Origin of the sequence: Rhizobium sp. SG_E_25_P2, from assembly GCF_029892285.1 — a bacterium.
In the GTDB taxonomy this organism is placed as follows: Bacteria; Pseudomonadota; Alphaproteobacteria; order Rhizobiales; family Rhizobiaceae; genus Rhizobium_E.
The window spans coordinates 16,980-35,825 of the sequence record NZ_JARXVM010000024.1 but is presented as its reverse complement, the minus strand read 5'-3'; the positions used below and the strand labels follow the sequence as shown (position 1 = coordinate 35,825).

Here is an 18,846-nt window from a genome sequence, read left to right as displayed (position 1 = left end):
GGTTCAGACGCCTGCTGTCGTCAAGCAGCGCGTTGAGGTTCATCTGGAATGGGCGGGCGTCGAAAAGGCAGGCAAGGGCGCTGATCGCAGAACCAATCAACGCCACCATCCGGCGCTGGACTTGTCGCCTTGGACGATCCATAATTTCAGCTCACAATAATTCACGGATCATCCACATGGACCCTCTCAGCGATGTGATCGCCCTGCTTCGGCCAAACACGGCCATCTCGAAGCCCATTACCGGTCGGGGCGCCTGGGCTGTGCGCTATGGCGCGCATGACGCCCCGGGCTTTTCGATCATTCTCAAGGGCGAATGCTGGATTGCGTTTGAGGGCGAAGAACCATTGACGCTGGAAACGGGCGCATTTCTGCTGCTGCCCTCGACTCCAGCCTTTACCTTGAGCAGTCGTCGCGGAATGATCGGGACGCCTGCAGACCCGATGGATGCGCCCGTCCGCCATGGCGAGCAGGACGGCGAAGCGGATTTCGCCGCGCTCGGCGGCACGTTTCGCATCGAGGCGGCGAATGCGCCGTTGCTGCTGGCGCTGTTGCCGCGCATGATCCATATTCCTGCGTCCGAAAGGCGATCGGCACGGCTTGCGCAGTTGATCGATCTCATCGCGGCGGAGTGCCGTGGCGATGAGCCGGGCAAAGAGATGATCCTCCAGCGGATGCTCGAAGTTCTTCTCATCGAGGCCCTTCGCTCGCAGGGAAAGACCATGGGCGAAGACCGCGCCGGTCTGCTGCACGGCATGCGCGATCCGGCTTTGGCGCGAGTCCTTGCGGCGATGCATGCCGATGTGCGCGCCGACTGGACGGTGGCCAGTCTCGCCCGCATCGCCGGTCAGTCCCGTTCCGCCTTTGCCGCGCGCTTTGGTGCGGCCCTCGGCTGCGGCCCGATCGAATATCTCGTCCGCTGGCGGATGGCGCTCGCGAAAGACGCCTTGTTGCGCGGCGCAAAGTCCCTCGACCGGATCGCCGACGACATCGGCTACGAATCCGCAAGCGCCTTCAGCACCGCGTTCCGAAAGCGGCTTGGCTGCCCGCCCGGACAATTTGCCCGGATGAATGGCAGCCTCAGCCACGCCTGAGATCAAGTGCAGGGCTGTTTGTTTCCGACCTGGACGATTGAACAATAAGTACGGACTAAAGATGATAGATCGTCCGGAAGATCAACGCTATCAGGGAACCATACCAAACGAATGGAGGTTCCCATGCAGACGATCCTGATCACCGGCGCATCCTCTGGCTACGGCCAGGAAACGGCGCGCTTTTTCCTCGACAACGGCTGGAATGTCATCGCCACCATGCGCCGCCCGGACCCTGGCCTCCTGCCTGCCTCGCCCAGGTTGCGTCTTCTGCCGCTCGACGTGACGAATGACGAGAGCATCGCCGCCGCCGTCGCGGCGGCGGGGCCTATCGACGCGCTGGTCAACAATGCCGGCATCGGCGTTGTCGGCGCTTTCGAGGCGACGCCGATGGCGCATATCCGCAAGGTCTTCGCCACCAACACATTCGGCGTCATGGCCATGTGCCAAGCCGTCATCCCGCAGATGCGTGAACGCCGATCCGGCGTGATCGTCAATGTTACCTCGAGCGTGACGCTGGCCGCCATGCCGCTGGCGGCGGCCTACACCGCCAGCAAACAGGCGATCGAGGGCTTTACCGGCTCGCTCGCCCATGAGCTTGGCTATTTCGACATCCGCGCCAAGCTGATCGAGTCTGGCTATGCCCCGACGACACGTTTCGCGCAAAATACGGACCTGCGGATCGAAGACCTGATCCCGCCGGCCTATGCCGGTTTCGCGACGCCGATTTTTGCGGAATTTGCAAACCCCGCCATGACGACGAAGGAAACGGATGTCGCAGAGGCGGTCTGGGACGCGGTCCATGACACATCAGGCCGACTTCAGTTTCCGAGCGGCACCGACGCGGTCGCGCTCTACGAGGCCCGTCATCGGTGAGCATAAAAGCGTCCTGATCATCAAAGAACAATCACCGCGCGGCAGCGGCCACCCCGCAGCCGCCTGTCCGTCGCCCATCTTCGCATTCAGCAAACACGACCTCTTCTCCACCGGATGCCGCTGTTCTCGAATGCGGCGTGAGGGAGCCGGCCTCTGTATATCCAGTCCAAAGCACAATAGATGGCGATTGCGTTATGATAGCCCGCATTCGGGGAAATGGGCGCACCGCGCCGGGCGATAATGAGAGCTATGTCTACGCGACAGCCCTCTTTTGATCGGGGCGCTTATGGCCGACGTCGGCTCGCCCCTCTTTACCCGAATGCGTGATGAATCCCGGGCAGGATGCGCGCGAGATGGTTGAACTCCGTCATGTCGTGCACCGACATTTCATAAGCCGTCATTTCTGCAACCTGCTCGTTGAAGCCAATATGCTGCAGCATGGACGGCGCCTTTTCCGCATTGGCAAAGCGCGCCATGTCCGCATGGGCCCCGATCCAGTATCGGCTGAAGAGTTCCATGCCGGCGCTTGTGTCGCGGGCAATATGGACCATCAGCGTGAACGGGATATCGGGCGCGGGCGTTGCATAGCAGACGGCGCTGGCGCTAGCGGTAAACCCTTCCCGCGCCAGGGCTTGGGCGTCGAAGCCGAGCGCCGCCGGCTCGGAGAAATGGATGATGGCGTCGAGACGGCTTGGGCCGATCCATTCCTGGATGCGATTGGGATTGTTGAACAGCCGCTTCTCGTAGCTCAGCGAAGTATCCTTCAGGCGAGCCGGGTCGGCGACGCTGGTGTCGATATGCGCCTGGGGGAACCAGAGCATGTAACGTTCTTTTTCGACAGGATGCCAGGTGAACCACCATTTGAACATGTCGGTGGTCACGCCGGGCATGACAATGCGGCTTTGCGCATAGGCCATCTGGCCGCCAAGAACGGCATAGCCGTTGTCTTTCGTCTTGAAGGACGGATCGATCAGGCGGTTGAGGTTCTGGGCACTTGGTGTCGGAGCCTCGCCGGGGTCGAGTGGCCCGAACTGGATGGCCTTCGCAGAAGCCGAAGGGACGGACAGATCCGTGTCGAGAAAGTCTGCATAAGGCGTGGTCCGCACCGCCTGTTCATTGACGATGCGCTGCTTTTGGCATTGCAGGGGAAGGTACGTGACTGCGCTCCAGTCTCCATAGGCATCGCCACGCGTCGCGGGTTCGGCGGCAGAGATCGCTTGCGCCACGCCCGGATGTGTCAGGAGGGCAGCAGACGTGGTTCCAACGATTGCGGCTGGGGCGCTCCTGAGAAGCGTGCGACGCGATATTGACTGGGTCATCAGCGGGGTCCTTGGTGACGTTTGGTGGCTTGACCCTGAAGTTAAGGCATGCTCCTCATTATTCAAATCGATCAGAATTATGAAGGAAATCGACGTGGTTGATATTGAAAAAATCGATCTCAACCTGCTGATCTCGATGGAGGCGCTTCTGGAGGAGAAGAATGTCTCACGCGCGGCGCAGCGCCTTTCTCTTGGGCAGCCCGCCATGAGCCATAATCTGGCGCGTCTTAGACGCCTGCTGGGAGACGAATTGCTGGTGCGGAGCGCCGGCGGCATGGCGCCGACGCCGAAGGCCGTCAGTCTCGAAGCCGAGCTTCGGGGGACAATGCGCAAGATCCGCATGCTGTTTGCGGAGCAGATGCCTTTCGATCCCTCAACTGCGCAAATGACCTTTCGAATGGGCGTGACCGACAGTGCCGAAGCATTGCTCATTCCAACGGTGACGGCCTTGCTGCTGGAAAAGGCGCCCGGCATTTCGCTCAAGCTCATTCCCATCGACGGGGTCGATGTCGCCGATGGTCTGGAGATGGGCGTGCTGGATCTCGCCATCGGCACCTTTGCCGGGGGACGAAGCTACCACAAGCAGCGCGTGATCTATTCCGAAGGCTATCATACGGTGTTCAACGCCGCTCTGGTGGGGATCGGCGATGCGATAACCCTTGACGATTACAAGCGATATCCGATGCTGGCGGTCGAGGGAGCCGACGGAGACGCAGTCCTCAACGCCTTGGGACGTGTGGAGGTGTGGCCCCACATCTCGCTGCGAACGCCCCATCTGCTGACGATCCCGGCCATCGTGTCTCAGGCGCCGATGATTGCGACGGTCCATACCCAGGTGGCGGAACGTTTTGCGGCATATTTCAACCTGTCGGTCAGGCCCTTTCCCAAAGAGATCGGCCTTGCGCCGGCAAAGCTGACACTGGTGTGGCATGCGGCTAGCGACAAAGCCCCGGCACACCGTTTTATGCGCGATCTCGTCGCCGAAGCGCTCAGACGCCTGCGAGGGAGGAAACGATAGGCTCTCCCCTCCGCGCGCCTTTTCCGCTTCCCGCGAAACGGGCGGCGATACAGCGGCGCAGACAAAGCGAAATGGCGCGTCAATGACCAAATCTATACCGCCAAACGCCGCCATTTCTCCGTCTTAATCCCCCCCAGCAATCATCCGATCATTGCGTCAACATCGTTTCGGAGGAGGCAGCGCACCAAAGAGGGGAATTGGCGCACCGCGCGATGATGAGAACTATGTCTACCGTTATAGCGCTCTAATACCGCAATGATTCCAAGTCAGGGCCAAAACAGTCGCATATGGGCCGTGATCGTGCAAGGATTGCTGAAATTCCAAACGAGTATTCCAGTTATGGCCGACGCGTCTCAGACCGGGAAAAAATTCGAACCTTCTCTAATCGATCTCGCGGATATCTTAGCGGCCGACCCAGAGATACCGATCTCCAGCGAGCGTTCGGTCGATTGCTCGGTGCTGTGGCGACATTATTCGACGGCGCGCGATGCGGCAGAGTTGGGCGGCGACGAAGAGAAGGCAGCCGTCTACAATCTTCTGGGCGGTGTTTGTACGATGTGTTTACAGGCAGGCGAGCCATTGAAACCGTTCACACCGCTGATGGCGTGGGCGACGGGATCAAGTCCAACGCCCCTGACGTATCGAGGCAAGCAGTCGTTGGTATTCGGCGAGTTGGCGGCTCAAGCCGATCACCCGGCCCTCAAAGCACGGCTGGCCGATCTCGCGTGGGTGAACACCAAGCAGCACGATGCCGCGCGATTGGCGATCGACGGCTATATTGAGTGCGTCCGCCGCCTCTTGGCTGGTAAGGCCGAGATGCGAAGCCGCCGCAATGAGGCAAGCGACCCTCGCGCGCTCGATCTGCTGCGCCGTGCGTGCGTGCTGCAACGGCAGATTGGCTGGGCTGGCGGACGAACAGATGATCTCGTTTCACTCGCTAAGAAGGTCCGGCAACGGGCGCTGAAGCGCGAAGACGTGTTCGGCTTCGTGCGGGCAAGCGATCTGGAACTGGACTTCAAGACGACGAGGGCCGCTAGTCTTGCGAAAGCGGCGGAAGCGTTTGCCGTTTCCAGGGCCGCTGTGGGCGACTCAGACGGGCCGGAGCAACTTTGGCGTTTGACCGCTCGCGCTTATTCCCGTGCCGATCGAAAAGTAGATGCCGACCGGGCTATGGTTCAGGTCGCGGAGCGACTGGTCGAAACTGCCGATCGTATGGCGAAAAGCCCTATGCACGAGACCCATTGGCTTGAGCAGGCCATTGCGACGTTGCGACGAGTTCGAGGCACGAATGCCAGACGCGCTGACCTGCAAGCACGTTTGGTGCGCAAGCAGGGTGACATCGCCGATTTCATGGCGCCGATCTCATCCTCGACCGACATCTCCGAAATTGTCGAGGGGACCAAGGCGCAATTGGGCGGCAATGAATTGGCGGATGCTCTTCTCATCTACGCCGGACAAAGCCGCTCACCCGCCGTCGCGGATCTTCGCCGGGAGGCAGAAGAATCCATCGGACGATCTCCCTTTGGTAGCCTATTCGCCTCGGTGATCTACGATGAGACCTTTAAGCCCGCCTCGCGAACGCCGCCTGCCGGCGGTTTCGCTAGTCCCCCCAACGAGGCAAACATTCGGGTCCAGATCATCCAGCACGAGCAGATTAGGCGTGGTTTTATTGTGGCGGGGCAGATCGAACCGGGCCGCTATCAAATCGTTTTCGATCACGGTCCAGATGAGCGGGTGCTGACGACGTTAGCGGCAATGAGCCCGTTTGTGCCGCCGCACCACGAAGCGTTCTTCGGCCGCGGCTTCTTCCACTTCTTCAACGGTGACTTTATCGAGGCGGCACATCTTCTCGTGCCGCAGCTCGAAAACTCGCTGCGCTACGTGCTGAACGCGGCGGATGTCGACACGACGCGTCTGAAATCCGATCTGACGCAATCGAGCGCAACGCTATCCACGCTGCTCGATCCGTCGGGTGAATGGCGCAAACCGCTCGAAGACCTCATTGGCGATGCCGTCGTGTTCGAGATCGAAAACATGTTCGACCATCAGGCTGGGCCGACGCTTCGCCATAGAATGGCGCACGGGCTTTTGCATCAGTGGGTTTTTGGCGGACGGGATGCGATTTATGCTTGCTGGTTTATCTACCGGCTTTGCATCGAGCAGCTCGCGCCTCATGCAGATGAGGTTCGCCGCCGTTTGCGCTCGCTCTCCTGAGCAGGATCGTCAACAGAAGTTAGGAGATTCCGTGTTTAGCTCGCGCAGCCTTTATGGCAGCTACAATCTGTTATGTGACGCCGAGAGCCGGGCCGTTACGCCAGACATGATCGACGCGCTTTCACAAGCCGCGCGCAGCAGCCTGCGGATCGAAGGAGGCGGCTATCGGCGGGATCACCTGCGCGCGTTTGCCCAGCGCGTTGAGGTCGCAGACGATGGGGTTCGCATCATGGGGACGAAATCGAACCTGCTGCAAAGCCTCGTAGCCGCTTCGAGCGGGGAAACGGCGGCTTTTGCGGTTCGCAGTTCTGTACTGGAATGGCGCACCCGACAGGATTCGAACCTGTGACCTTTGGAATCGGAATTGGTTATCCATGGTTAAAAGCTATTGTTTTATAAGGCCCGTAGTCGCAATTGCGCTAGGGCTGCGCTACCACTATGCCGGGAAACTGATCTAAAGTTAGCTCAGTTCCGGCATTTTAGATACCTCTGATTTGCCTCATCGGAATTGGTTATCTATGGTTATAAGCTGTTGTCTTATATGGGCCACGACGACAGCCGTACTAAGACTGCGCTACCTGTAGCCCGCGACGATGAGCGCGCAGGCGGCGAATTCGTCTTCTTCCTTTTCACCACGACGATATCGGCCTGATGGACAACGACGTCAACGCGATGCTGACGGCGGTGGTCATTCTGCCCATGGCGCTTGCTCACCCCAATCTCGATCTCTGCGCTAGAGCGCTTCCTGCGCTGGAACAAGAGCCTTGCGGCGGAAGCCGAGGCCATCGACGAGGGCACGCCGCAGGTCGTGATCATCGGCGCCAGCCGCTTTGGCCACCTTGTCGCCCAGTCCTTCATCGGGCTCAATCAAAGGGTTTTGGTCGTTGACCACAAAGCCGAAATCGTTGAAGACGCGGTGAAATATCCGCAGATTCCGGCGATCAAAGTCATGGCCGGTGCCTTCGACGGGGATCACGGCCTGCTGCCGTTGGCCCGCGCCGGTGTCGATCACCACATCCAGGAGCTCGACGAGTCGCCACTCTCCTTCGGCGAACTCGCCATGCACGAATTCGGCCTAGACGTCGACACGCCCGAGAAGTTCTAGGAGGAACTCCCCAAGCAGGACGAACACCGACCGGAGGCGCAACTGATGAGCGGCGGCCAGTCGGTGTTCGTCCCGTTGCTCGCGGCAAGAGGCCCTCGCGGCCGCCACGGTTGATTATAGCAGGGACTGAAGGCCGGCCCATCGGATCGGCTCAGTCTCATGGTTTCCTTTCATTGATCGTTGGCATTCCACGAAGGCTCGCCCCCAAGGCCGCTTACGCTTCGGGACGCTGGTCGAAGCGCAGCCGAACGATCTGATGGGGATCATGCGATCGCTTGCCTTTATTCTCGGCGGATTCGGCATCCGAAATGCGTTCTACGTTCCTGATCGGTGCCTTGACGACTGTTTCCACCACCTCGCGGACTGGAGGCTGCTCGGGCGGGACCTCGTCGGGATAACGCGGCCGCACCCATGCCGGCTCGGAAGGCTGCGCTGCCGACGCAGCCGCCTTCGCCTTGCGCCGAACCATGCTTCGGATCATGTCCTCCAGCGTCGCCAGGCCTCGGGCCGTCACCGTGAAACGACTGGAAAACCAATTGTTGGAGGCTTTTCCGGCAATGATCAGCTCGCTGAGAATACGCCGCATCTCCGCCTTGACATCCTGCGCGAAGCCGCTGTCGAAGTCCGGATCCAGTTGCATCGAACTGCCACGATGCACGCCGATACGCAGGATGTTCTTCGCGGCACGCGCCCGAGGGCTGTCGCCTTCGTTCGGCGCCCAATCGATGTCATCGTCCGTATCGTCACGGTAGCGGATACCACTCGCCCCTCCCCCGACCGTGATGAAATCGATCATTAGCTTTGCGAAGAGGAAATAGATTTCCTGCATAAGCGCCATGGCGGCGGGAAAATAGTCGTTCGAATTGGCTTCGTTGCGCCAAAAGCGGCCGAGAATTTCGGTCGCTGCGCTCACATTGTCCTGGTTCGGATCGTTCTTCAGCGCATAGGCACGCATCTTCTGCTCGGCGCTGGCCGTCTCGAGACCAAGCGCCTTCGCACTGACCATGCACTTCTCGATGTCGGTTCGGACCTCAGCCAGCGCCTCGGACAGCAATTTCCTGCGCGCGTCGGTTTCCTTGTTGACGGTGTCGAATTCGAGGCGTTTCACCACCTCATTCACATTTCCGACGATATTTGTCTCGCAAACATCTATATATGCCTGCGCGCTCTTCACTCTGGTGTCGTTCGCTTCGAGCGCTACCGCAAGCTCCGACTGCCCGCAATCGGTGTCTGCACCTTCTGAACCGCTGTCGGACTTCAAGGCGTCGACGGTGTTGATGCATTCCGCCGCAATCTGGTCGAACTTGACCTTGGTCGGAATTGTGCCGAACGCAATCAAGCTCCCGGCGAGATCGTCAGGGGCCTTTCTGTCCTTGAGGGTGAGCTTATTTTTCTCCGAATCCTCATTAAAGACTCTCAGGTCTTCCGTGGCCTCCTCGAACTGCTTGGCCAGGACGCGATCATCGACACCGGCATTCTTCTGCGCAGTGACGAGTCTGCTTACCTCACTATCAAGATCAGACAGTTCATTCTTTTTTGCCTCAAGGGCGACGGCGATTGCTTTGTAGCATGGACCCGACGACGCGCCGGAGTCCCGATCCTTTTGGCACGCCGCTACGTCCTTCAGCAATTTGCCTGCGTCAGAGGCGGCTGGAATGGGAACCTTTTCTTCACCCGGATCCCTGAACTCCAGCTTCAGAGCCTTTTCCAGCCGATCCGAAATCTTTGCTGCTTGATCCTTCTTGGCCGTTTGCGCTTTCAGCTTTTCATCGAGCTCCTTCGCCGATTTCGCCCTTTCCTGCATGTTTTTGCGTAGATCGTCGACGTTCGTCTGCAATCTCTTCAGGTCGTTGGCGAACTCAATCGAAAGCTGCTTCTCCTTTTCCTCACGCGCCGTCCTCCGCTCGGCTTTCTTCTTGGGATCGGTAAAGCTCGCGTCCAGTTTTCGAACCTTCTCGGCATACGACGTCGCCTTGGCGCGGAGGTCATCCGGCACGTTCGTCACGATGTCATGCGCCTTGGTGTTCAGATCACCCAAGGCGTCGCCGGGAAATCCCGACAGGATCAAGCCGAAGTCGCGCGCGTCCTTACCGGTCGTTTGGCTGAACAGCTGATAGTAGCCCGAAAACGAAAACAGCCAGCACATGCCGGCCATGAGAAAATAAGCGAGCGCGATGAAGAAGTAGCGGAGCAATCCGTCCCGCCGGCCTGCGAAAATATTCGTCAGGCCCTGCCCCAGAAAATACGAGCAGGTGATCATGCCGGCGACCGCGATCGCCGTTAGCCCAACCGCCGCATACCAGGCGTCACCCGAGGCGAACGAACTCACCATTCCCTTATATGTCGTCCAAGATGTCATCATAACGGCGATTAGTCCCACCGCGACAAGCATCGGAAGCAGGATATTCTTTGCCGAAAACACACGTGAAAGACTGAAACCCTCGGCTTGGCCGGCTTTTCTTGGATCGGAGAAATAGTCGGTCATCGCAATTGCTCCAACGAGCCCAGTGGACTGCATTGAGCGCCCCGGAACAAGTATCGTTAGAATGGTTGCTGATGTCAAACCCTGTTGTGAGGGGGGGTGCGGAATATCATGGCGGGCTCCCGGATGCCGACGAGCCGGGTCGCGATGATAAGCCCTATCGCGGCGGGGATGGCCATGAACAAGTGATGGCTGGTCCCCGCCGACAGCCAAGTCATGGGCTGCCCCATGACCGGCAGCAGCCCAAGCGCGTTCGACCAGGACAATATCCACTGCGCCAAATAGAGTGCCGCCACGCCGAGAGCGACGTTGGCCATCATCTGGTCGGCGCCGATCTCAAACGGGTTTTCCGAGTTCCGTTTCTGCAGGAGGACGAAAACGAACATCGCACAGATCACGAAAGCGATCTGGAACACGAGGAGGATCGAAGCGGCGCCGACCCCGTGCCGACCTATTAGGAACGTGGCTGCGAAATCGCTTTGAACAACGGGCACACAATGAGGACGCACCGGCGCCAGCGCGCTGGCCGGACTGCACCGGGCGACGGGCGGCGGGCCGTCGGAAATCAGTGGATCGCAAATCGAGGAGGCCCCGGAATAATCCAGCATCTGCTCCGTGACCCAAACCAAAGCCGGCCCGGTGCCTAGCGGGCCGGAGGCGAATTCGGGACTTACGCCACAGGAAGCATGCGCGATCACCGAGCGGGAGCGAAGAACCTGGAAGTCGAGATCACGCAATTGCACGGCGCGATCCTTCGCGGTCTTGCCAAACGGCGCATATCGCAAGTCGGCCCAACTCATGAGCCGCTCCTTCAGCAGCCGACGCCCCTCGCCCAGCGACGCCTGCAGCGTCGCGATCTGCTTCTCGGGCGGATCGTCCCATCTCCAACCCGAAACACCCACGCTCCATTCGACCGCGAGGTTGCTTGCAAAATAGGCCACGGGAACCGCCCCCACACCGATCAGCAGAGCCAATGCGATTTGAGCGCGGAACCAACCCGACCGGGTCAGCAACAGTCTCCACCAACTGCGCCGGCCGCGCCCGGGCATGAAGAGCAAAGGAACCTTTTGCAAGGCCTCATCGTCCGACCGCCTACGCATGAAGAGTCTGAGCGCGTTGATGGACAGTGTTCCGGACGCCATGATCGTCAGTGTTAGAATGACAATGATCAACGGCGACAAATCGGATTTCAGGACCGGCACCGCGGCCAGCAATACCAGGAACAGGATCGTAAAGCCTACGTAATAGATCGAGACGCTCCACAACGGTCGCGAAATGCGTCGGGAGCGGATCACCCATTGCGCCAGCACCGTCCCCGCCATCACGATCACGGCGAATTTCCCCGCCTCGACCGGTTGGATCGAGAGGAGCCCCTGTTGTGTGCCCAGGAATGCCCAGGCGATGAAGAGAGCGCCGAAGGCCATCAGAGCGGCGATACCGGCGCGTTGGAATGCCGGTCGGCCGGCCACGTGACTGCCGACGATGCGGCGAAGCCGGGATGCCGGCATCGTCACCGACAGAACGACGAACAAAGGCATCAGATCGAGCGCCATCAGCTTCTGCCTGGCGAAGAACCGTATCCAGTCCGTATTCGGTCCCTCACTGCTGAGCGTGAGCATCGAGACCGAACCGATGGCGATGATCGCCGTCAGAATGAACCAGATGAGGCCAAGGAAGACGCCGCCCACGCTGTCCTTGGCAACAAAGGTCGTGGTCAGAAACCAGCTTGAGACCAGGGACCAGAACAGGACGAGGGTCCACGTTCCAGGATGAAGATAGGTGTCCAGACGGCTGGCGATCTCGGGCAGGATGGCAAGCGAGGCGACTAGTAGCGTTGGGAAGGCTCTGCGCATGACCGTCAGCGATCGCATCGCGAAAGACTGCTGATCCCGCGCAGTGGAATCGGAACTCAACTGGGCATAGAGCGCCGCCAGCACACAGATCAGAATCGTGGCAGCGCGCAGGCCGCGCTCGATCGAGCCGAGCTCGACGACGTGCCTGGCCCCGAAGAGTCGCTCGGACGCTGTCGGCTGCTGGGCCGGGAACATATTTTCCGCGGTAAGTCCCGAGGTCAAACTCTGGATCGCGGGCGGGCAATCCTCTGCCGCCACAGTGGCTGGAGTGTTGGCGAGCAATTTGCCGTCACCTCCGTTGGCCGATTCCTGCTCGCCGGTCGGCTTCGTTAGCGCGGCATCGGCGCAGACCGACGCCTGATAGAGCGATTTCTTGCTGTCGGGAACGATGACGATGGGCTCCGCTTCGTCGCGACTTGCGGTGATGAGATAATGTGTGCGCCCGGCGGTGAAGGCGTTGACGCCGTCCAGATCGTACTTCAGCCCCTCGGTGGCGTCACCGTCCGGCTTGTCGTCGGATCGACTTGCCCGTTTCAGCGCGACACGCCATTCGATGCCCGTTAGTCCGAGATGCTTCACGCTCCGGCCGTTCGCGAAGTCGGTCCTGTATTCGGCCGAAAGGCCGCTCCCACCCGAAAGGGACGACAGGAAAAGGCGGCCGTCGTTGCCATTTTTTGTGATTTCGAATTCCGCTCCCGGATCCGCGTCCGGCAAGGCGACGGCCACATAGCCGAGCGGCGCGTTGCAGGATTTCGGCCCCCCGAGCACGGCCAGTCTGTCGGGGAGCAGATAGGGACGTACGTCATGTGAAATGACGCCTTCCCAATCGGTCAACATCCGGACCAGTCCGAGCTGAACTCGGCGATAGAGCGACGTGAGCGGCCAATATTCCGGTGGAAAACATTCGGGCAAGAGCTTGCCGTTCGATGACAACTCGCGGCGTCCCAAGTCGAGCATGAGCGTAGTGGCGGCAGAGGCTCCGGTGCGCTTGACCTCAATCTTGAGCGTGCCGCCGATCTGCTGGATGCGCACCTCCTGGCTGCCCATTAGGAGGCTGGTGGCCGCCTGCGTCTTGCCGTCGGGACGGGAAACGTCTGTAGGGCCGTCGGGCAGATCAGACCGCAGACCGGTCGGTGGAAGGACTTCAGAAGCGTCCGACACAATCTCATAGCGGTCGCTCAGCCCGTCGTCGGCGATGCCGGAAAATTCCAGATCAAGCTTCTTTTCGACCGCCGCCCGGCTGATCAGGACTGTCCCGTCGGCCGCTCGGCGCAATTTGACATGTTGAAGTTCGGCACTGTCGGCGCGGGCGGGCTGGCCGAGTTCCGCCCGGCCAATCACCACCTCACTGCCTTTGGCGAGCGGGAACTCCAGATGATCCAGTGCCGTAAAGACCGGTGCATTCTCCAGCGCCACGTTGGCGGCCGTCGCCCACCAGGCGATCGTCAATGTCGTGGCCAATGCAATCAGATAGCGCGCAAAAAGCGGTGTCCACCGCGACAGACCGAGGAGCATTCTTCGCCGCCACCCGGTCATTTGCGTTCCTTATGCAATCCGTTGAAAAAACGCGCGATGATCGGACCGCACGCACTGGCGCCGCCGTTGGCCGTGGGCGCGACACGGCATGCGAAAGCGAGCCGCCGCGTAATGCCCGAGGCGCCTCCAGGCGGCTCGACATAACCGACCAGCCAGGAAGCGTAGCTGCTCTCGCGTAGCGTCAAGTTGGCGGTACCCGTCTTGGAAAACACATGCTCCCTGATGGCGCTGTCAAAATTGGCATTTGAGGTTGCGGTGCCGGTCTTCACATTCGCGACACCCCACAGACCTCTCCGCAACTGGTCGAGCAGTTCGTCTTTCAAGGCTTCCGAGCTTGGCGACGCTTGAAGTAGAGGTTGGCCTTCGACGCCATCAACCGGAGTGCCTCGCAATTCGGGTGGGAGGAGATGCGGCCTGACGATCTTTCCTGTGGCAATCGAAGCGAGGATCGAGGCCATTACCATCGGCGTCGCCCGTACGGTTAGGCCGAATCCCCCCTGTGCTAGCACGAGTTTGCGCGGCCCGTCGGTCGCCAACGCAGCCTCGAACACCAGAGGGCTCGTGGCCAGCCGGGAGGCGCTATCGATGCAGACGGAAAAAGGATCGAACGGCAGGACCGCGTCGGCCGGCCCCGGCGGGCAATCGCCCAGGGCGGTCGAACCATCGGGCTTCGTCACGCGGGACCGGCCGGGGTCATTGGGAAACAACCGCTCGGACATCTTGGCGATCAGGAGATCGGGAACAGCCTCATGTCGCTCGCGCCGCGATCCAGGCTCGACGAGTTTCTCGGCGTCCAGCAGCAAGGCCAGGCCACCAAAGAAGAGATTGGAAGAGACAATCAACGATTCGCAGACACCAGTTCGTTTTCCCGGGTCCGTGTCATCGCATCGCGAAACCGTCCCCGCCAGCACGCCGTCTCCAAACAGCTTGTGCGGCCCATCAGAATTGGTGAGGCAGCGGACGACGCGGTGTCCGAGAGCATCCGTCACAGGCAGGGTGTCGAAACTCCCGAGCATGCTCAGGTCATCAGAACTATCGCATTTTTTTTCGTCGGCCTTCGTGCCTTTGGCAGACCCAAGCGACTTGGCGAGGCCGAGCGTCGAGACGACGAGTTTGAGATCCTCCGTACCCAGCAATAGTTTTGTAAGCGTTTGATCTCCGTGATCCAGCACTTCCTGCATCGCCGCCAGCGCGGTCACCACCTTGAACGTCGAGCCCGGCTTGGCGGTGAAATCATGCCCACGCCACGCATGGGCGGCAAGCGGACTTCGAGCCGGCATCGCGGTCTCGAGAGTGATGATGTCCCACATGGAGAGGCCTCGCGGCGGCGTCAAGGTACTGACGGCGGCCAACACGTCCCCCGCTTGCCGACCATCGGCCTCCATGATGACTAAGGAGGCGATGCAGGTCGATCTCGGCGGGGCATAGTTGCAGTTCTTCCTTGCCTCGAGGGCATCTTGTGCCCGCGCCTGCATGTCCAGGTCGATGGTGAGGTCGATGGGTTTGCTGCGTTCCTTGCTGCGGCCAGCCAGCACGGAAGCGAGCGACCCGCCGTCATCTACACCGAAGCCGATGAAGTCCGCCATGCCGAGCTTGAAAGCGTCCTCGGTGAGCATGCCGGTGTCATCGAGCAGGCTTCCTTTCGATCCAGCCGCGGTGATGACGGGTACGACCAGTTGCGGATGTTCATGCTCGCCCGAGGAATTCCAACCCAGGCCGCGGCAACCCGTCCTCCTGACGCCCTCCGCCGCCTCGCCGTCGTCCGGCGGTGTCAAACCCCGCTTGCAGGTCATCCGCAGCTGCGTGCCGCCGCCTAGATTGATATCGGTATCGGCCGCGGCGACGCGGATGCCACGCTCCACCAAACTCGACAATGCGATCGTGACGCTGACATCCTCGACCCGGTCCCTGGGACCCGTAAGTCGCACCCGGGAGCCAATCGCCCGGCCTTTCGCGGATGTGACATTGCAGCCCAGACGATCACCCCATCCCAGCTTGTCGTCATTGCACCACGTCTCGACTTCGACGCTGTAGCGCCGGCCGGCGACGGTGAGGTAGCGCCTCGATAACCGTCCGTCGGTCACAGTCACGGCCTCGCCTCCGATCGTCAGCTTTTGGATCTGCCCGATCGTTTCGATCGTTATCGCTTTCTCGGCGAAAAGGAGCTGCGAGGAAAGGTCGTACAGCCTAGCGATATCGGCGCCATTTTCGCCGACGATGACGGGGACGACAGCTGCCCAATCGCCGAAAAACGGTCCCTCCGTCGAGGCCATGAATGCATATTCGCGGATCGGGATCGCCTCCGCGCCGGTAAGCGCAGCCGGTCTTCCGTCCTCCGATAGCCGCGCCTTCCAGGCATTGGGAATGCATTTCGCCGGCACGAAGAGGCTGGAGCGCCGGCCGCCTTCCGCGCAAGTTACGCCATCATCCTTGACAGCCTGCGCCGAGAGGCGATCATCGCGTATTGCCACCATCTGATTTCGGCGGTTGAAGAACGCGATTTCCTGGCGGATACGCTCTCCTTGAGACGTATTGCACAATTCTCGCACCGCCGCCGTGCCCTCAGGTCCGGCAGGTTTGCCTTCCGCGAACGGCACGGTTTCCGGGCTGTCATCCGCCAGCGTGTTGCATGCTGCGTGCGCGATGGCTATGGCCTCGCCACGGCGCCGCGGCCAAACCGCGCCGCTCTTCACCAGTGCCTGAAAGACGTCGCCGACAAGCGCAGATGCTGACCTCACCTCTGCCGACTTTACCCAGTTTCGGTTTTCCGAAAAGTAGGGAAGTATCCAGCGGGGTGCCTCGATCATGATCACCCCGAGCGTGACGACGAAACCGACCGATACCAGCCATGTGACAAGGATCGGCGACATTCGAAAGCGACCGGGAACACGGGTGCGCGGATCGGAATTCTGCTTGTTGCGGAACAACGATCAACCCTCCATTGCAGCGACGACAAGCGGGCCGATCTGCCATAGCGTGCGAGAAGCGACCCGGCCCACCTCACGGCCGATGGAGCGGCTCGAGGCCCAGCGGTCGGTGTCGCCGGCGTTCGCGAAGGCCGCCGCGAGTCCTACCTTCTTGCCATCGGCGAACTCAATTCCTCCGGAAAAATCGAGCCAATCCAGATGGTAGGCATCGTGAAGCCAGAACTCCTCGAAAAATAGGACCGACATTTCGGTCGCCGGCAGAGACAGATAACCGAGCGGCTTCCGATCATGTCGCACGAGCCGAATGAAATCCCGCGAGGATTCTTGAGCCACCAGACCGCGACCCGACCGTTCATCGAAGCGGTATTTGCTCCAGTCGTAGATGGAAATGGCACCGGCCTCCCAGCAAATCGACGATGCCGGCTGCGAAAAAGCAGAACCGATCAGCATTCCGCCGGCGTCAAGATCGACCCACAGGCGGCTGGTTTGATCGCCTATATCCTGAAGATCGAGCCTGATTTCCAGAATCTCGAAAGGGTTGCCCGCGGGCGGATGCCGCCACAGTCGGGATGGCCTGCGGTCCAAACACAGATCAAGGCGCGCCGGTGGTCGGTTCTCGCTGATGAAATCGACCCTCCAGCTCTGATCCACGCCCGGCGCGGGGCTGGGCTGCGCACTAAGTATCGGTCTTGTGCGGCTCTTCCCCCCTGATTGCAGATTCGCCCAATGGCCAGCCGTCGCGCGTCCCGGCGGCAGCGAGGTCAGGTTGAAATGGGTCGCGCGGCCGTCGTTTTGAGTGTTGAAAGGCAAGGTCGCCGGCGTCACCGCGTGGTCGATCGAAAAACTCAATCCGGTCTGCCGACGATAAAGCGCCGCCCTTTGTCCGTACTCGAATGACGGCTCGTTGTAGCGGGCGGGGTTTTCCCTGTCGGGATAGAAGCGCAACCATCCTACGGGTTGTTCGTCCCGCTGGGGCACAAAGATACCCGGCCCGAGGAACATCTCCACGTCCTGGTTCGCCAACCGGTCGGACACCTGGCAAGCAACATGGATGCCGACGTTCACGTCATACAATCCCTTGCACTCCATCGCCAGGCGGCTTTCGATGTCGCTCTCGATAGAGGGGTTGGCGTCGGGATCGAAGATGCCGCCTTTGCTGGACTGGCAGATGATGTGATTATACGGCACTTCGATCGTTTCGCTGCCGTTCGCCAAGCCATAGGTCAATCGGTTGGTATAGGTTCGTACGACGTCGATCAGGCTATGCGATCGCCGCTTTCGCTGCTGCTGGGATGAGGCGGCCGCGCCGGGCCATGGCAGCCAGCGATATTTGTGCTGCGGCTCGATCTCTTCATATTCGTCGATCGGAACTTCCGAAAAGATCGGCTCGAGCGCAACCGGACGCGTCGCCGACGGACGGCTCGTTCCGACGAACCGCAAGGTTCTTGGCGTGCCGATCCGACCAATTATCAAGTCACCGATTGCCATCGCCCTGTCCCAACTCTCCCAAACGTCCCTGCCTTACTGCAATCAGATGCTCCAAGTGCGGTCCCAGACCAGAACGCGCGCCTGTCGCCGGCCGTCACGGCTTAGCCAGCCCGGCGCGACGCAGAGCACGGCCATGGCCTCGTCCGAGGAAAGGTTGGCGGCAATACGCGAGCAGAATCGGTTCGCCACGCGACGAATTTCCGAGTGCTCGTGCAACCGCCTTCCCTCTTCCGTCACCAGATCGACTTCATGCCGGCTGACTGTCGACAGCGCCCGTGGAACGACGACGAGAATGTCTTGGCGGGCGAGCGCCGCAGCAATCGCGGCGGAAGCGAACCGGTAGGGCACGGCCGGGGCGGACTCCGGAAAATACGTTTCGAGCAGCGAGGCGACCACGAAGAGCGAATCGAGGTGCCCGTCGAACAGCGCATGCGCTAGAGCCACCGGATCACCGGATACGCGCGCCATGGTCTCGACGAGTAGAGAGTGCTCGCTCTCGACCGAACCCAGCGGCGTGAAGCTCGTCGCGACGATGGCGGCCAACCCCGCCGGCACGCATGTCGCAAGCTCGCTTTGGGCGAGGTCGGCCAGACGTGTCAGCGGCTCCGAATAACCTTGCGGGGACGCGGCATCTTCGTCTCTGCCCTGAGGCCGGAGCTGCAGGCGTGTGTCCCAATCCTCCGGTAAGTTGCCGCCGGCGTCCCAACCGACGATGCCGGCGATACTGGACTGCAGATCATCCTTGAGCTGCTGGATGCGCCGGACGCGCTGCTCAGCGTCACGACGCGCATTTGCCGCATAGATGATCCCGGTGCCAAGAATAACCAGCGCGACCGCAATGAGGATATAGATCCAAATGTCGTTCATAACGCCTCCCGCTGGCGCACGATTGCTGTTGCCTGCTCGACGACCCGCGATGTCCGTCCAGACTCCCGGCTCA

12 protein-coding genes are annotated in these 18,846 nt (G+C 60.6%); 6 read left to right on the top strand and 6 right to left on the bottom strand.

Translation table 11 applies throughout. The annotated features are described in order from the left end of the window. The first annotated feature begins 176 nt into the window (after positions 1 to 176). Positions 177 to 1,091, top strand: coding sequence for an AraC family transcriptional regulator (locus tag M2360_RS24405; RefSeq protein WP_280778002.1), 915 nt, complete (start codon positions 177 to 179; stop codon positions 1,089 to 1,091). 123 nt (positions 1,092 to 1,214) lie between these two features. After that, positions 1,215 to 1,964, top strand: a complete 750-nt coding sequence (locus M2360_RS24400) for an SDR family oxidoreductase (RefSeq protein WP_280778001.1) — start codon at positions 1,215 to 1,217, stop codon at positions 1,962 to 1,964. A 311-nt stretch (positions 1,965 to 2,275) separates the two neighbouring features. Here the strand turns inward: M2360_RS24400 and M2360_RS24395 are convergent, their stop codons facing one another. Further along, positions 2,276 to 3,283 carry a 2,4-diacetylphloroglucinol hydrolase gene (locus tag M2360_RS24395; RefSeq protein WP_280778000.1) on the bottom strand — a complete coding sequence of 336 codons (1,008 nt, stop codon included), beginning with the start codon at positions 3,281 to 3,283 and terminating at the stop codon, positions 2,276 to 2,278. Here M2360_RS24395 and M2360_RS24390 point away from each other — a divergent pair. The 4 genes from M2360_RS24390 to M2360_RS24375 all read left to right on the top strand — a co-directional run bounded on the left by M2360_RS24390 (position 3,258) and on the right by M2360_RS24375 (position 7,620). Then, a complete protein-coding gene (locus M2360_RS24390; protein ID WP_280777999.1) occupies positions 3,258 to 4,301 on the top strand; it encodes a LysR family transcriptional regulator in 1,044 nt (347 codons plus the stop codon). The two genes, M2360_RS24395 and M2360_RS24390, sit on opposite strands and share 26 nt — an antisense overlap. Before the next feature lie 294 nt (positions 4,302 to 4,595). Beyond that, positions 4,596 to 6,515 (top strand): hypothetical protein, encoded by a 1,920-nt coding sequence (locus M2360_RS24385; protein ID WP_280777998.1) that lies wholly within the window; start codon positions 4,596 to 4,598, stop codon positions 6,513 to 6,515. A 31-nt stretch (positions 6,516 to 6,546) separates the two neighbouring features. Beyond that, positions 6,547 to 6,864: a hypothetical protein gene (locus tag M2360_RS24380; RefSeq protein WP_280777997.1), complete on the top strand. Its 318-nt coding sequence runs from the start codon at positions 6,547 to 6,549 to the stop codon at positions 6,862 to 6,864. Between the two features lie 357 nt (positions 6,865 to 7,221). After that, entirely contained in the window at positions 7,222 to 7,620 is a 399-nt protein-coding gene (locus tag M2360_RS24375; RefSeq protein ID WP_280777996.1) for a hypothetical protein, read from the top strand. 214 nt (positions 7,621 to 7,834) lie between these two features. On the opposite strand, the gene M2360_RS24370 is transcribed toward M2360_RS24375, so the two are convergent. The 5 genes from M2360_RS24370 to M2360_RS24350 all read right to left on the bottom strand — a co-directional run bounded on the left by M2360_RS24370 (position 7,835) and on the right by M2360_RS24350 (position 18,773). Then, entirely contained in the window at positions 7,835 to 10,105 is a 2,271-nt protein-coding gene (locus M2360_RS24370) for a hypothetical protein (RefSeq protein ID WP_280777995.1), read from the bottom strand. A gap of 74 nt (positions 10,106 to 10,179) precedes the next feature. Then, positions 10,180 to 13,470, bottom strand: a complete 3,291-nt coding sequence (locus M2360_RS24365) for a hypothetical protein (RefSeq protein WP_280777994.1) — start codon at positions 13,468 to 13,470, stop codon at positions 10,180 to 10,182. A gap of 17 nt (positions 13,471 to 13,487) precedes the next feature. Further along, positions 13,488 to 16,418, bottom strand: coding sequence for a penicillin-binding transpeptidase domain-containing protein (locus M2360_RS24360; protein ID WP_280777993.1), 2,931 nt, complete (start codon positions 16,416 to 16,418; stop codon positions 13,488 to 13,490). A 3-nt stretch (positions 16,419 to 16,421) separates the two neighbouring features. Then, a complete protein-coding gene (locus M2360_RS24355) occupies positions 16,422 to 17,906 on the bottom strand; it encodes a hypothetical protein (protein ID WP_280777992.1) in 1,485 nt (494 codons plus the stop codon). Positions 17,907 to 17,948: 42 nt separating this feature from the next. Continuing rightward, positions 17,949 to 18,773: a hypothetical protein gene (locus M2360_RS24350; RefSeq protein ID WP_280777991.1), complete on the bottom strand. Its 825-nt coding sequence runs from the start codon at positions 18,771 to 18,773 to the stop codon at positions 17,949 to 17,951. Positions 18,774 to 18,846: the final 73 nt, after the last annotated feature.